We start from the raw sequence: 14167 nt of genomic DNA, 5'->3' as shown, positions 1-14167 counted from the left end.
GTAAAAAAGAGCTTGTTTGTAGCTTAAATGATTAAGGAAAAAAATAAGATTTGTTTTCAAAATTTAAAACAAAATTATTAAAAATCAAGGATTTTTAAACAAAGCCTTGCAAATTCATTTTACAAAGCTTGTTGCAATCATTCAAAGAAGATCAAAATAAATTTAATAAAAGCCCTTCGCTCACACTTTGATAACTTGCTTCGCCGCATAGATACCTTACAAGCTCAAGTGCAAATTGGGTGGCATAAGCTGGTCCTGCAGCGGTGATGATATTTTTATCTACCACTACAGCCTTTTTTTGATAATTTGCTTTTATATCCTTTTCAAAGCCTATATAGCAAGTAAAATCACCCTTTAATACCCCAGCACTTGCCAAAACTACTGGTGAAGCACAAATGGCACTGACAAGTTTATTTGCTTCATACATAGCTTGTATGCCTTTAAGCAAGCGGATGTCTGCTTTAAGATTAAGCATACCATCAAGCCCACCAGCTAAGGCTATGGCGTCAAATTCTAAAAAATCAAGTTCTTCTAAGTTTGCCTCAGCTTCAATGCTTATATTATGAGCTCCAAGCACGATTTTTTCATTATTTAAGCTTGCTAAACATACCTTTATACCAGCCCTTCTTAAAATATCTACTATGCTTACAAGCTCGATTTCTTCAAAACCTTTTGCTATAGGTACTAAAACGCTTTTCATTCTTCTTTTTTCTCCTTAAGTTTTTTATATCTTTGTTCTCGCTCCTCATTTCTTTGCATCATTTGGCGGTTAAAACCTATGACTAAGATAGCAATAAATGCGATAAAAAGCAAGAAGATTAAAGCCTTGAAAATTCCCATTTTTACTCCCAGCACTCAGCATTTTTAATGCCAAGTTTTGTTGCACTAAATTTTGGATCTATACCCATAGCCTTTTGAGCTGAAAAGTCTTGCATAACTTTTTTGACTATACCGCCTAAAAGCAAGATAGAAATGATATTTGTCGTTGCCATAAAAGCCATAGTTAAGTCTGCAAAATTCCAAGCAAGCTCTAAGGTAAGTTGAGCACCGATGAAAATAATAGCCACAGCACAAATTCTAAAAATCATCATCACTGATTTTGAATTAGTAAGAAATTTGATGTTTGCTTGAGCATAGTAATAATTACCTATCAAAGAAGTTATAGCAAAAAGCACTACAGAAAAAGAAACAAAGTGAAGCCCAATGTCTCCATAATAACTCTTCATCGCCTCTTGCACCAAAGGAAGAGCCTTTAAAATAGGCTGACCACTGGCATCAAAATTTTGAAAATACGCTGTTGAAAACAAAACCAAAAAGCCTGTAGCTGTGCAGATGATAACATCGATTAAAACGGCAAAAGATTGCACTATACCTTGTTTTGCTGGGTGGCTTGTAACTGCAGCTGCAGCAGCATTTGGTGCTGAACCCATGCCAGCTTCATTTGAAAATAAGCCTCTTTTAATGCCTATAACAAGAGCTGAACCTGCAAAACCACCAAAAATAGCCTCAAAATCAAAAGCACTTTCAAAAATCAGCTTTAAAACACTAGGGATAAGCTCATAATGCATCACAATAGCCACAAAAGCAAGAGCAATATAAATCAAAGCCATAATAGGCACGATGATAGAACTTACCTTACCAATAAGACTATGATGAGAAAAGAAAAGCCAAGCCCCAAAAAGTGCTAAAATCGCTCCTATGATAGGAGGAAAATTTGAATCCGCAAAACTCACGCCAGTTTCAGCTATATTTTTATAATACACCTCAAAGGCTGAAGTCATAGTATAGCTTTGCAAGGCATTAAAACCAAAAGCATAAGTAAGCACTAAAATGATCGCAAAAGCAATAGCAAGCCATTTTATACCAAGAGCTTTTTGTATATAATAAGCTGGTCCTCCTTTAAAGCCTTTTCCATCTTTACTTTTATATACTTGAGCTAAAGTACTTTCAGCAAAAGCAGAAGCCCCACCAAAAAACGCCATAGCCCACATCCAAAACAAGGCTCCAGCACCTCCTAAGGTAATAGCTGTAGCTATACCTGCTATATTTCCTATACCTACTCTTGAAGCAGTTGAGATCATCAAAGCTGCAAAAGGTGAGATATGATCTTTGTTTTTCTGGCTTTTGTCTTGTCTTTCTGTGAGGATTTTAAAGACAAAAGGTAGCATTCTAAACTGCACGAAAGAAAGCTTAAAACTATAATAAAATCCACAGGCTATAAGACAAAATATCATTATAAGATCAGTTCTTGGAACGATTTGCGAGCCTATAAAATCAGCTAAATTTGGCATTTTTTCTCCTTAAAATTTTATTTTAACACAAGCTTTGTTATAAAGACTTTAAGACAAAGCCCTAAAAACTCTAATGTGTAAAATCAGCAAAATTTTGCCTTAAAGCCTCATAAGCGATAATGCCAGCACTTGTGGCTAAATTTAAGCTTCTACCATAGCTTTTCATGGGTATGGTGATCATATTTTTTGCATTTATTTGCATAAGTTCTTTTGGTAAGCCAAAGCTTTCACTGCCAAAAAATAAAAAATCGCCCTTTTGAAAACAAGCTTCAAAATAAGGCTTTTTGCTCTTTGTCGTAGCAAAGAAAAAGCGTTCTTTATAAGCTAAATTCATCTTTAAAAAATCCTCTAAACTCTCCCAGATAATAGGCTCAAGCTTCCCCCAATAATCAAGCCCAGCCCTTTTTAAAGCTTTTTCATCAAGGCTAAATACACAAGGTTTGATGATATGCAAATGAAAGCCTGCATTAAAGCACATTCTGCCTATACTGCCGGTATTTTGAGGAATTCTTGGATTGACAAGCACGATATGAAACATAATAAAGCCTTTTTAAAAGCTTATAGTATAGCAAATTTTGCTTATTTTTGTATGAGATTTATGAGACATAAATTTATTAAAACTTTTTTAAAATCTGCTATAATGAGGGTTATTTTTAATTTTTAATAAGCATTAAGGAAAAATTGATGAGTGATATACACAAAATCTTTGCTTTTTTAGAGCAAAATCCTATACAAATTCTTAGCACCAGTGTTGCAAACAAGCCCACTTCTCGCCCTATAGGTAGTGCAAGCTTGATTGAGAATAGAATTTATTTTTGTATGAATAAAGACAAGGCTATGTATGAAGAGCTTTTAGCTAATCCTAATGTATGTATTTGCGTGTGTGCGGCGGATTTTTCTTGGATTAGGGTATTTGGCGAAGTAAAATTTGATGAAGACAAGGCTATAAAGGCTGAGTTTATAAAGCGTAAAAAGACACGATTTGAAAGCGTTGATGAGCCAAATTTTAAGGTATTTTATCTTGAAAATGTGAAGGCTGATCTGAGTATAAAAGGTGTTAAAACGAGGCTTGAGGCTTGATAAACAAGCCTCTTTTTTAGCTTAAAACAGCTAGAATTTTGTTTAGGTTATCTTGCTTGATACCTTTCCATACAAGGAAAAAATCAACGATTACCCACACCCACAAAATAATCAAAAACACAGCCCCTATATAAAATATCACCGTTGCACAACCAAGTATCCACAAAACAAGCTTTGCTATACCAAGTCCTATGTCACCTTTATAAAAGCGATCTATGCCAAAACCACCAAACAAAAGCCCAAGCACAAGCCCGATGATTACATTTTTCAAAGGAAGCACCATTAGGGTATTTAGCTTGTCTTCACTTGCTACTTTAAGCTTATCTTGCACGATAGCAAGGCTAGAGTCTGGAATTTTATCTTTGATTGATAAAAGCACCGCATTTGCGTCCATTTTTTCTCCTTAAAATAAATTAAAGGCTTAATTTTAGCCTATCAAGCTTTTATGTTTGCTTAAAATTCAACGCTTGTTTAAATAATATGCTTTGATATTATAATCAATTGGTATGCTAAAGCTAAGCACCTCCCTACCTTTAAGTATCTCAGCTGGCGGTTTTGGTAGGGGATTTGCACTGCTGATAAGTTTTAAGCTTGCTTCATCAAGCAAAGTTTCAGAGCTGCTTTTTTTAAGCACGCAAGAAAGCACTTCCCCTTGTGCGTTTATCTTGATCTCAAGCAAGGCTACACCTTGAATTTCTTTTGTTAAAGCCTCGCTTGGATAGTGTTTGAAGCGATTAAGATGAGCCATTATAAGCCCTTGATAGCTTTTAATTTGTGCTCTTGCTGAACCGCGAATAACCGTGCTTGCTTCTTTGCTTGTGCCTTGCACTGGGGCTGAGGAAAAGTCATCTTTTTTAGTCCTATCTAAATCCGAGTTTAAATTTGAGGCTTGACTGCTTTGTTGCTGGCTTTGAACTTGTTTGCTTTCGTTGTTTGGCTTTGAATCCTTGCTTTGATTGAGTTTAAGCGTAGCTAAGTCTTCATCTTCAAGATCAAGACTTTTTTTGTCAGTTTTTTGCTTTTCTTGCTTGGTTTTTTTCTCTGATTTGTCGCTTTTTAGGGATTTTTGCGAAGGATTTGAAAGCTCTTTAAGCTCGCCAAGTGGGACATTTGCTACTATCATCACACTTTGAAAAGTATCACTTAAATCCGCCTCAAAGCCACCAAGCTCTTCTTTTTGACGTGAGGAAAAATCAAAAAGCAAACAGGCTAAAAAAGCCAAATGCACGCTTAAAGCTAGGATTATACCGATGATTAGGGCTTTTTGTTCGCTCATGGTGCGTTCTTGATCTGGGTTGCAAGGGCGATTTTGTGAAAGCCGCCATTTTTAAGCTCATTTATGATTGAAGCTAGCCTTTCATAAGGTACAAGCTTATCGATATAAAGATAAATCAGCTCATCTTGTTGCACGCTTTTAGCTTTTAAACTCGGGATAAGCTCGTTTAAAGCGAGCTTTGTATCATTGAGCGAGAGTTCATTTTCGTTGATATAAAGTATAAAAAGCTTGTTTTCATCGCTTTTTGCACTTGATGAACTTTGTGGGAGTTCTACCTTAACCGAGCTTGTGATTAAGGGCGCAACCACCATAAAAATGATAAGTAAAACAAGCATTATATCGATAAATGGCGTTACATTAATCTCGCTAAGCTCTTGTTCATCGCTGTGTGTTAGCATGTCTTGTTTCCTCTTAAGCTCATCACAAAAAGCATAGTGGCGTTTTCATCAAGTCTTTGGGCAAATTTAATGCTTAAGCGCAACAAATAATTATAAAAAAGCACCGCAGGTATCGCAGCAGCTAAGCCAAAAGCTGTAGCAAATAAAGCCTCAGCTATGCCAGGAGCCACTACAGCCAAACTTACGCTATCATTTTTTGAAATACCAATAAAAGCATTCATAATCCCCCAAACCGTGCCAAAAAGTCCTATAAAAGGAGCACTTGAGCCAATAGAAGCTAAAAGAGCTATGCCTAGCTTTGCATTAAAAACAAGTTCTTTAAGCTTGCTTTCAAGGCGAATTTGAATGCGTTTTTCTAGGTGCGCATCCGCCTCACTTTTTTGTCTTTCATCTTGAATTTCTTGCACTAAAGCAAGGCTTAAAGGGCTAAGACTTTGGGTTTCATTTAAATTTGAAAGCTCGCTTAAGCTTTGTTTATCCTTTTTTGTCATCTTAAGCAAGGCATTATAACGCAAGCTTTTTGCGAAAAACACAGCCCAAGAAAGCACAGAAAACAACACTAATATAACAATGACTGATTTTACCACCGCATCAGCGTTTGAATACAGCGAGCTTAAAGAAAACTCAAGCGTTTTATGTGGCTCTTGTTCTCTAGCTTGTATTTGCCCAGCCTGTGTTTTTTCAGTGCTGTTTTGCTCTAAAACTGCTTGATTTAAATTTAAGTCTTGCTCGCTTAAATTTCCCTCAGCATTTAGCCAAGTAAAGCTCAAACTTGCTAGTAAAGAAAGCAAGAAAAAAGATTTTAAGGTATTCATAGTTCTCCTTTAGTATTTATATGAAAAGCCTATAACAAAAGTGCGTCCTCTAGCAGCATTGTTAAAAAGCGTAATGTCATTTCCAGCAACTTGCGCGGAGCTAGAATTATAAGTATAAAGTGCATCCATGTAATTACGATCTTGTAAATTTTGCACTTCACCGCGAATGACGAAGTTTTTCAAAGGTTCAAAACTTGCGTAAAGATCAATGATAGTTGGAATTTTTGGCAACTCTTGTGTGCTAAAAGCCCAAGTATTATCCTCTGGCGCACCCGGAGTAGTGCCATTACTAACATTTGTAAGGATTGGATTAACACGCTCGGTTTTTCCGGTGTATTTGATAAGTGTGCCAAAAACTATGCGTTTATCCCAAAAACGAAGTCCCAAATCAGCTGTTGCGATATCTTTTGGCAGAGTTGAAAACTGGCTTTGTCCGGTGTGTTTGATATTTGCACCTCCTCCTCCACCACCTGCGTTGGCTTCATTTTCTGAAATTTGTCTATCTGCGTTTTGGTGTGTGTAAGAAATTTTTGCATAAGCAAAGCCAGCGTCATAGTAAAGCTCACTTTCAATACCGCTAAATTTTGCCTCGCCATTAAAGGACAGAAACAAAAGTGGAGAATCTGCCGTATCGCTAATATTTCCGATGGATTTGTTATAAATATAATCCTTAACATCGGTATAAAAATAAGTCGCCTTAAAACCAAAAACATCATGCTCGCTGATTAATCCCTGCTTAAAAGAATTAAAGCCGATTTGATAAGTATCAGAAAATTCTGGTCTAAGTCCTGTGTTTATATCTTGAAAATCATCATAAGTACTTGAGAAAAAGAACTCTTGCACATTTGGTGCTCGGTGTGTGCGTGAGTAAGACATAAAAGGCGTAAAAAGCGTGTGTAGCTTAAGGCTAGCCATAAGTGAGGTGTTAAATTTCATATCTTTTTGTTTAAAATACCCAGCCGCTTTTGGTTCGCAGTAAGAATTCACCTCACGACACGCCCCTTTATCAGCACTTAACTCATAATACATAGCATTAACATTAGCATTAAGCTCAAAAATTTCATAATTGTAAGTATTATCTAAATAAATTGTAGTGATTTTTTGCTTCCCCTCAGGCGCAAAACCATAACGAAAATAATTGATATATGTGCCATTATCATAATCATAGCACATACTATCATTTGGATCACAAGAGCTTGTATCAAAATCTCTATCATAAGAATTGCTTAAGAAATTTACACCTAAAGTGCTTGTTAAATTCTGCGCCTCATTTAAATCAAAATAAAAAGCATTGCTAAGATCAAGCGTTATAGCTGTGTTAGTCGCTACGCCTTTCATCTTACCAGCTGCTCCTTGCATAAAAGAAGCTGTTTCGTTGTAGTATTGATCAGCTTTGTGATAAGCTGCTAAAAAACGCAAATCCACAAGTTCTGTCTCAGGATCAAAGCGGTAGTTAAGTTGATAGTTATCATCATTGATTTCACGCCCAGCTAATTCGTTATCATAGCGCCTATAAGAAAGCACGGCTGAACTTGCATTTTTTTGAAATTCAACTTTTGCTAGTTTATTTATAGGTTTTTGCGTAAGATTGCTTTGATCAAAGGCTGCATTATCAGGGCGCCCATCACCATCTGCATCGTTTCCACCCAGATCGCTTAAAAGTCTGCCGCCGCCTATTTTATAACCTTGCGAAAGTTTGCGCCCACTATAAGCATACATAAGACCCAAAAAGCCATCATTTGTAAAATTATACTTACCTGCTACAGCGCCCATATAGCTTGGACCAAGTTTATTTGAGCCATAGCTGTATTTAGTAAGCACGCCAAATGATCGATTGTCGCTAATAATATCACTTATGCCTATAGTGCGAAAATTTGCAGAACCCATTAGCGCATTAGCCCCACCAGCACCCGAAAAAGTTCCTCGTTGCATATCAACACCTACTAGTAAATTTTGATCGATTGCCGCGCCAAAGGCTGAAGTGCCAACAATCTTACCATTTGCGTGAAACCGCCCTTGATCTTCGCTGCTACCAAAAAATGTCTGTGTAACTCCATCAATTTGTGTATTAACGCGTCCAAGTCCGGTAAGCCCACGAATATTTACAGAAATAGTGCCTTGAGACTCATCAACCTGCGTAAAGCCACCCGGAATACTACGCACTATACTATCTAAACTTTGCGTAGCGGTATTAATCCCCTCACGACTTGATACAGCACCTGGTGTGATAAAGGGCTTTTCGTCATTTTTGACATTTGTGCCTGAAACTTCTAGAGTGTCAAATTCTAGTATTTCTTCTTGCAATGCCCCCCCCCCTCAGCTGTTCTTCTTGTGCAAGTAGTTGCATACAAGCAAAGCAAGTTGCGAGAGAAAATTTAAATAAATATCTCATTACTTGTCCTTTGGTATTAAATTTAAATTGTTTTGTTTTAAATTTTTTAAAAACCTTAAAAACACTTATATTTCCTTTAGTATTTATACTCAAAACTTACCACAAAGGTGCGTCCGCGTGCTGAATTTGAGAAAAGATAGATCGGATCGCCTGTAGTACCATCATATTGAATCTGATTATCTAGTGAATTGTAAGCATTTAAAGCGTCCATATAGTTTTCATCAAAAGCATTTTGCACTTCAGCTCTCATAGTGAAATTTTTAAGCCATTCTATATTCCAATATAAATCTACTATGGTAGGAATTCTTGGCAAATCCTGTGTGCTTGGATCAGGATAATAAGGGTTGTTTGGATCCTCTGTCCAAGCGTCAGTATTTGGATTTACTCTTTTTGCTTTTCCGGTGTATTTTGCTATACCGCCAAAGCTGATCCTATCACTGAGCCTAACACCAAGTTCTATATTTGCATAATCCTTTGGAAGTTCCATAATTTTACTCGCTGAAAAAGAGCCAAATTGAGGTCCTGAAGTTTGAGAGATAGCCGAGCTTGTTTCTTGCCTTGAATACATAGCTTTAGTATAAACAAAGCCAAAATCATAGCTCAATTCTAATTCTACACCCTTAAATATAGTATCATCAACCGAATTTAAGTGCATATAAAATTGCGAGCTTTGGCTACCATCCGCATTCTCGAGATAAAACTGATCGTTATAAATATAATCTTTTATTTTCGTATGATAATACACTGCTTTAAAGCCAAAGCGATCATCATCTTTTAAAAGCCCATGCTTGAAGCTGTTAAAGCCTATTTGCCAAGTATTGGCTTGCTCTGGTTTTAAGAAGGGATTAACACCATTGCCTTCGTTATTTGAGAAAAACATTTCTTGCACGTTAGGAGCTCTATTTGTTCTTGCAAAGCTTACAAAGGGTGTAAAAAGTTCATGAAAAGTAGCCGAAAGCATCACAGAAGCATTAAAACGTAGTCCATCTTTGTCTATATCAGTAGCTGTTTTTGGAAAGCACATAAAATTTACTTCATCGCAAGCTGGTCTGTGTCCTTTGATATTCCAATCTAAAAGGTTGACATTGGTGCCAAGTGTGAAAATACCATAGTTTAAGCTATTATCAAGATAATAAGTTAAAAGATTTTGTTTTCCACGAGGCTGAAAAGGTAGAGAGCTTGTTCCTGTGTTTGCTGATATATTTATGGTATTTTTATAATCATTAAGCAAAACATTTGTCCCAAAACGAGTGTTTAGCTTAAATCCGCCAAATTCACTCTCTAAAGTATCGCTTATATCAAAAGTAGTAGCTTTGTTTTTCGCTTTTGTATTAGCTATGGCGATATTTGCTCCAAAAGTAGAATTTGAGCCATAAGTTTGTATGCCCTGATTGTAGGCAAAAAGGGCGTTGAGATTGAGCCACCAAGTAGGATTATGCCAAAAGTCAAGTTGATAGTTGTCATTATTTATCTTTCTGCCAGCAAGCTCATTTTGATACCTGCGGTAAGAAAATATAGCGTTGGTAAAAGAATTTGGGGCGTATTCGAGCTTGAAAAGTTGTGAATTTGGTTTTTGGGTTAAAAAATCTGGATCAAAAGGAGCGGTGCTAGTATCGGCTATACCATCTCCATCAGTATCCACCATAGTATCACCTATCTTGCCACCTCCGCCTACGGTGTAATTTTGAGTAATTCTCTTTCCGCTATAACCAAAAAGCACGCCTATATATCCACCACTTTCAAGCTCGCTTTTGCCAGCTACTGAACCCATATAACTTGGTCCAATTCCATTACTCCCATAAGAAAAACGTCCTAAAAGCCCAAAGACATTGCCCTCGCGCACAAGATCATTTACGCCTATAGTTTTAAAATTTGCTGAACCCATAAGCCCACCATGTCCGCCACTAAATGAGCCTCTTTCTATATCTGCACTGATGAGAAAATTTGTATCAACAACAGCTCCAAAGGCTGAAGTGCCAGTTTGCGTGTGAAAGCCAGCTGGATCATCTGATACGCTACCATAAAAAGTTTGAGTTACGCCATCAATCATGGTATTAACGCGTCCAAAGCCAGTCATACCACGAATATTAACTTGAAGCGTGCCTTGAGCTTGATCGGTGTTTGTATAGGCTCCGGGCACGCTACGCACTATACTATCTATACTTTGTGTATTTGAGCCTATACCTTCTCTTGAGCTTACTGCTCCGGGTGTTACAAAGACTTTTTCGTCATTTTTTACACCTGTGCCTGAAACCTCTAGAGTGTCAAATTCAAGAGTTTCCTCTTGCAATGCCCCCCCCCCTTCTTGTGCAAGTAATTGCATGCAAGCAAAACAAGCCATGAAAGAAATTTTAATAGCATTTTTCATTTTTATCCTTTAAAATTAATTAACAGGTAAAAAATAAATGCTCTAAAAGCTCATTCACGCTCATTTCCTTTCTTTTTGATATATGTTTAAAGTAGTGATAAATCATTGATCTTTAAAAGGCTTTAAAAACCATACAAAATCAGCCGTGCTTGCGTTTATATCGCTTTTATCCACACCAAGCATCACTACAACAAATTTCTTTTTGCTTTTAAAGTCTTTTATATGCAAAGGCACGCCTATGCTTTTATCTACATGGTAACGTCCGGCTACGAGTAAGGCTGGCTCAGATGAATGCACTAAAACATCTGCCATGCGTCTGTCTTTATACTGCTGAGCTTCAACAAAGCTATCAAGCATAGCACTTTGCACGCTATCGTTTAGATCGACTTTGTGATTATAAGCGATGATTTTTTTGATATTATTTTTGACTTCTTTTGTGGTTGAAAGCACGCCATTTAAAGGCATAGCACCTTTGTGAATGGTGCTTATCTCAGCTTTTGAAAGATTTGCTCCACTTAATCTTGCCTCATAAAAGCCAAGTTCAACCACGCCTTTATAATCTTCATAATTCCAGCGCTTATCCCAATCAATCGCTGTTTGAAGCTTATCTGCAGGAACTCCTTCAGCCTTTGCCTTATCGATTAAGCTTTGCTTATCTGTGCTAATCATTTCCATAGCGATATTGATCTTTTTATGCTTTAAAAGCTCTTTTGCAAGTCGTTCTTCAGCTAGATGATGAAGCACTTCATCGTGTTTTTCGCCAAGTAAGATGATGTCTTGCTTTAAAAGCTCGTTCATAAAGGCTTCAAAGTTAATTTGTTTTTGAGTAAGACTTTCATAGATGATGAAATTTTCATCTTTAAATTCTGCCCTAGCACTTGCGACTTTAGAAACAGAACATGCCATAAAAACTAAAGCTAAAAAGCTTAATAAAAAAATATTTTTCATAATAACCATTCTCTAAATTAAAATAAAATGACAAATCTTATACTTTTTTAACTTAAAGCTGTATTAATTAAAAACAAAAATCAAAATTTATTTTAATATAAAATTTAAAAAATAAAAAGAGAAAGTCTTAAAAAAAGATATATTCTAAGTTTTGTGCTCTAAACAAAGAATATATCTAAAAAGCGAAGAGTGATTACAGATCAAAATACATATTTGAGCATTAAATTTCCACCATAATAATTCAAACCTGAATCATAGTGCTTGTAAATCATTTCAGCATTAAGCCTAGCGTTGTTTATAGCAAAAATTTGCGCCCCAATACTTGCTTGCAAACTGCTATCAAAACTTTCATTTTTGTATTTTAGGCTTTGATCATTGACTCTAAAAAAGATATTTTTATGCGAATGATAGAGTTTGTCCTCATAGCTTACCTTAGCAAAAACAAAGGCTGAGTTATCAAGCTCAAGACGCGTTTCAGCTCCTACAACTCCGCCTAAAGCATAGTGTGTATAGGCTTTTGATTCTATACCAAGCCCACCTTCTTCTTTAAAGCCACCTTGGTGTATAAGATAATGCTCTAAACCAGCAAAAGGCTTAAATGACAATCGCTCGCCAAACCTATAACCTAAAGTAAAGCCTCCATTGAGCTCTTGAGTATTGAATTTAGACTTTGAGCTTAAAAGAGGGTTGATAAAGCTATCACTTTGAACCGAAAAAAAGCCAGCAATAGCATTTAAATTCAAATCAAGCTCTAAAGCAGGCACAAAATCTATCCTTGAAAAAAATCCAAGTTGGATAAAATCACCTGTCGTTTTAGAGCTTTGCGTGCTTAAATCCTGTGTGCTTGAGCCTCTTGCATAAGAAATTTGTCCTTGAACGAGGTAATTTTCATCAAAGCTACTTAAGCCTAAGTTAAAACCACCCAAATAGCCCTTTGTATCATCAGCTCTTAAAACCCCACCAAAAGCATTTGCATAAAAATCTTTACCGCTGTAATCAAGTCCGCTTACTAAGCTTCCATTATCAAAGCGGATCAAGTCATTTGAAGCTGTAGGTCTTGAAACAAAACCTTGAGCCAAAGGAGCAACCATAGCATCGCTTTTGAACGCTGAAAGAAGTGTTTTTGGACGCGTGATGAGATTATCCTCTACGCTTTTGTTAATCGTTTTCATTGTTTCTTTGACATCAAGATCGCTAGTTAAAAGCTTGTCTGCTCCGCCAAAACGATTAACTAGGGAGCTAAGAAGCTTTTGATCTTGGGTGTTAAGTGAGCTTTTGTATTCATCAAGAGCAGTTTGATTTGAGCTTCCGCCTGAGTTGCCACCGCCAGAACCTGAATTTCCACCACCTGAACTACCGCCTCCGCCTGATCCACCACTTGAACTACCATTGCAAGAGCCACCGCCACCGCTTGAGGTTTTTTGGGTAATAGTAACTGAACCATTTTGACAAATCACATTCAAAAAGCTTGAATTTGGATTTAAAAGCTCAATGCTTGTAACACCGCTAATGCTACCAGTAACGATTTGATAAGCTGTGTCAAATTGTATATTATCTGTATCGATAAACACCTTGCCTTTATCATTGCTTAAATCACCTTCTAGCTTACCCATAGTGTTATTAAGCACACCAAAGGTTAAATTTGAACCTTCTTTGTTTTCAAAGCCACCCGTAACGCTAAGCGTGCTACCATAAATTTTTACATTTGATTCTTGGCTAAGATCGTTGCTTGCCCTAGATACGAATTTGCCGCTAACACTCATTGTGGTGTTATTTAAGATCAAATTTCCTCCACCATTATAATATGGATCAAAGACATTGAAACCGCTCACAGAGCCACTTTCATCAACCTTGGCATTGCCGCCGTTATAAAAATCTCCATTGATTTCTATTTTGCTACCATTGCTAGTCCAGGTTGAAGAAGAAGTTTGAAAACCAAAGAGTTTGTTGCCTATGTTATAGACATCGCCACTCAATTTAATCGTAGCATTTGTGCTTTCTAAGGTTCTTTGTATCCTTATACCTTTACTTGCCTCAACTTCTAGGGTTGAGTTAGCAAGGAGGATGATCTTTCCATCATGGATAAAAAAGTCAGCATTTGAAAATTTTGCTCTTGATCCACTTTGAAGCGAGAGTGTGGCGTTTTGATTAAATCTTACTTTTGAAGCTCCGCCATAATCACTAAATTGAGCGTTGATCGTATTTCCACTTGAGATAACGCTAAGCGTAGAGTTTGCATTTACGTTTATACCTCTTTCAAAAGCTATGGTGTGAAAATTACTTAAGGCAAATTGCGAGTTTTGATTTAAGGTGATAAGCCCCATATAAAAGGTGGTGGTTGTGTCCTTAGCCTTAAGGGTGTAGCTTGCATTGCTTGCTCCATTTAGGGTAAAGCTAGCTTTATCTGAACCAAAAGTGCTTGCTTGTCCATTGCCTTGCTTTGAAACCGCACTATCTTCTTTTTGTTCGCCTGCTTTTAAACTCACAGAGCCTGATAAAGCACTGATATCAGCTGCGTATAAGGCATTTGCGCAGATAAGAGACAGGGTTAAAATCTTTGTATTCATGTAAGTTCTCTTTTTTGTATTTTAAACTCCAT

13 protein-coding genes are annotated in these 14167 nt (G+C 36.8%); 1 reads left to right on the top strand and 12 read right to left on the bottom strand.

Translation table 11 applies throughout. The features are described 5' to 3' along the window. Positions 1 to 151: 151 nt before the first annotated feature. The 4 genes from DMB95_RS03280 to DMB95_RS03270 all read right to left on the bottom strand — a co-directional run bounded on the left by DMB95_RS03280 (position 152) and on the right by DMB95_RS03270 (position 2829). Positions 152 to 700: a DJ-1 family glyoxalase III gene (locus DMB95_RS03280; RefSeq protein ID WP_142930905.1), complete on the bottom strand. Its 549-nt coding sequence runs from the start codon at positions 698 to 700 to the stop codon at positions 152 to 154. After that, positions 697 to 840, bottom strand: a complete 144-nt coding sequence (locus DMB95_RS09540; protein WP_170999487.1) for a hypothetical protein — start codon at positions 838 to 840, stop codon at positions 697 to 699. The genes DMB95_RS03280 and DMB95_RS09540 overlap by 4 nt, the downstream gene beginning before the upstream one ends. 2 nt (positions 841 to 842) lie before the next feature. Next, complete coding sequence (locus DMB95_RS03275; protein WP_142930904.1) at positions 843 to 2291, bottom strand: alanine/glycine:cation symporter family protein; 1449 nt, start codon at positions 2289 to 2291, stop codon at positions 843 to 845. Between the two features lie 70 nt (positions 2292 to 2361). Further along, entirely contained in the window at positions 2362 to 2829 is a 468-nt protein-coding gene (locus DMB95_RS03270; protein ID WP_142930903.1) for a tRNA (cytidine(34)-2'-O)-methyltransferase, read from the bottom strand. Between the two features lie 146 nt (positions 2830 to 2975). Here DMB95_RS03270 and DMB95_RS03265 point away from each other — a divergent pair, with 146 nt between their 5' ends. Then, complete coding sequence (locus tag DMB95_RS03265; protein ID WP_142930902.1) at positions 2976 to 3371, top strand: pyridoxamine 5'-phosphate oxidase family protein; 396 nt, start codon at positions 2976 to 2978, stop codon at positions 3369 to 3371. A 16-nt stretch (positions 3372 to 3387) separates the two neighbouring features. Here the strand turns inward: DMB95_RS03265 and DMB95_RS03260 are convergent, their stop codons facing one another. The 8 genes from DMB95_RS03260 to DMB95_RS03225 all read right to left on the bottom strand — a co-directional run bounded on the left by DMB95_RS03260 (position 3388) and on the right by DMB95_RS03225 (position 14135). Continuing rightward, a complete protein-coding gene (locus tag DMB95_RS03260; protein ID WP_142930901.1) occupies positions 3388 to 3765 on the bottom strand; it encodes an NINE protein in 378 nt (125 codons plus the stop codon). 66 nt (positions 3766 to 3831) lie between these two features. Beyond that, entirely contained in the window at positions 3832 to 4647 is an 816-nt protein-coding gene (locus tag DMB95_RS03255; protein WP_142930900.1) for an energy transducer TonB, read from the bottom strand. Continuing rightward, on the bottom strand, positions 4644 to 5045 hold the full coding sequence (locus DMB95_RS03250) for an ExbD/TolR family protein (RefSeq protein ID WP_142930899.1): 402 nt from the start codon (positions 5043 to 5045) through the stop codon (positions 4644 to 4646). The genes DMB95_RS03255 and DMB95_RS03250 overlap by 4 nt, the downstream gene beginning before the upstream one ends. Next, on the bottom strand, positions 5039 to 5860 hold the full coding sequence (locus DMB95_RS03245) for a MotA/TolQ/ExbB proton channel family protein (RefSeq protein WP_142930898.1): 822 nt from the start codon (positions 5858 to 5860) through the stop codon (positions 5039 to 5041). Before DMB95_RS03245 ends, DMB95_RS03250 begins: the two co-directional genes overlap by 7 nt. Positions 5861 to 5869: 9 nt before the next feature. After that, positions 5870 to 8164: a TonB-dependent receptor domain-containing protein gene (locus tag DMB95_RS03240; RefSeq protein WP_142930897.1), complete on the bottom strand. Its 2295-nt coding sequence runs from the start codon at positions 8162 to 8164 to the stop codon at positions 5870 to 5872. 164 nt (positions 8165 to 8328) lie between these two features. Beyond that, positions 8329 to 10593 carry a TonB-dependent receptor domain-containing protein gene (locus tag DMB95_RS03235; RefSeq protein WP_142930982.1) on the bottom strand — a complete coding sequence of 755 codons (2265 nt, stop codon included), beginning with the start codon at positions 10591 to 10593 and terminating at the stop codon, positions 8329 to 8331. A gap of 129 nt (positions 10594 to 10722) precedes the next feature. Next, on the bottom strand, positions 10723 to 11568 hold the full coding sequence (locus tag DMB95_RS03230; RefSeq protein WP_162056711.1) for a ChaN family lipoprotein: 846 nt from the start codon (positions 11566 to 11568) through the stop codon (positions 10723 to 10725). Positions 11569 to 11768: 200 nt separating this feature from the next. Then, positions 11769 to 14135: an autotransporter outer membrane beta-barrel domain-containing protein gene (locus DMB95_RS03225; RefSeq protein WP_142930895.1), complete on the bottom strand. Its 2367-nt coding sequence runs from the start codon at positions 14133 to 14135 to the stop codon at positions 11769 to 11771. Positions 14136 to 14167 lie beyond the last annotated feature (32 nt).

Source organism: Campylobacter sp. MIT 12-8780, assembly GCF_006864535.1.
GTDB lineage: Bacteria > Campylobacterota > Campylobacteria > Campylobacterales > Campylobacteraceae > Campylobacter_D.
This window is presented reverse-complemented; position numbering and strand designations above follow the sequence as displayed.

What these genes read in the sequence shown, in the direction of transcription:
- DMB95_RS03280 (WP_142930905.1), bottom strand. Translation starts at nt 700, where the DNA reads ATGAAAAGCGTTTTAGTACCTATAGCAAAAGGTTTTGAAGAAATCGAG.
- DMB95_RS09540 (WP_170999487.1), bottom strand. Translation starts at nt 840, where the DNA reads ATGGGAATTTTCAAGGCTTTAATCTTCTTGCTTTTTATCGCATTTATT.
- DMB95_RS03275 (WP_142930904.1), bottom strand. Translation starts at nt 2,291, where the DNA reads ATGCCAAATTTAGCTGATTTTATAGGCTCGCAAATCGTTCCAAGAACT.
- DMB95_RS03270 (WP_142930903.1), bottom strand. Translation starts at nt 2,829, where the DNA reads ATGTTTCATATCGTGCTTGTCAATCCAAGAATTCCTCAAAATACCGGC.
- DMB95_RS03265 (WP_142930902.1), top strand. Translation starts at nt 2,976, where the DNA reads ATGAGTGATATACACAAAATCTTTGCTTTTTTAGAGCAAAATCCTATA.
- DMB95_RS03260 (WP_142930901.1), bottom strand. Translation starts at nt 3,765, where the DNA reads ATGGACGCAAATGCGGTGCTTTTATCAATCAAAGATAAAATTCCAGAC.
- DMB95_RS03255 (WP_142930900.1), bottom strand. Translation starts at nt 4,647, where the DNA reads ATGAGCGAACAAAAAGCCCTAATCATCGGTATAATCCTAGCTTTAAGC.
- DMB95_RS03250 (WP_142930899.1), bottom strand. Translation starts at nt 5,045, where the DNA reads ATGCTAACACACAGCGATGAACAAGAGCTTAGCGAGATTAATGTAACG.
- DMB95_RS03245 (WP_142930898.1), bottom strand. Translation starts at nt 5,860, where the DNA reads ATGAATACCTTAAAATCTTTTTTCTTGCTTTCTTTACTAGCAAGTTTG.
- DMB95_RS03235 (WP_142930982.1), bottom strand. Translation starts at nt 10,593, where the DNA reads ATGGCTTGTTTTGCTTGCATGCAATTACTTGCACAAGAAGGGGGGGGG.
- DMB95_RS03230 (WP_162056711.1), bottom strand. Translation starts at nt 11,568, where the DNA reads ATGAAAAATATTTTTTTATTAAGCTTTTTAGCTTTAGTTTTTATGGCA.
- DMB95_RS03225 (WP_142930895.1), bottom strand. Translation starts at nt 14,135, where the DNA reads ATGAATACAAAGATTTTAACCCTGTCTCTTATCTGCGCAAATGCCTTA.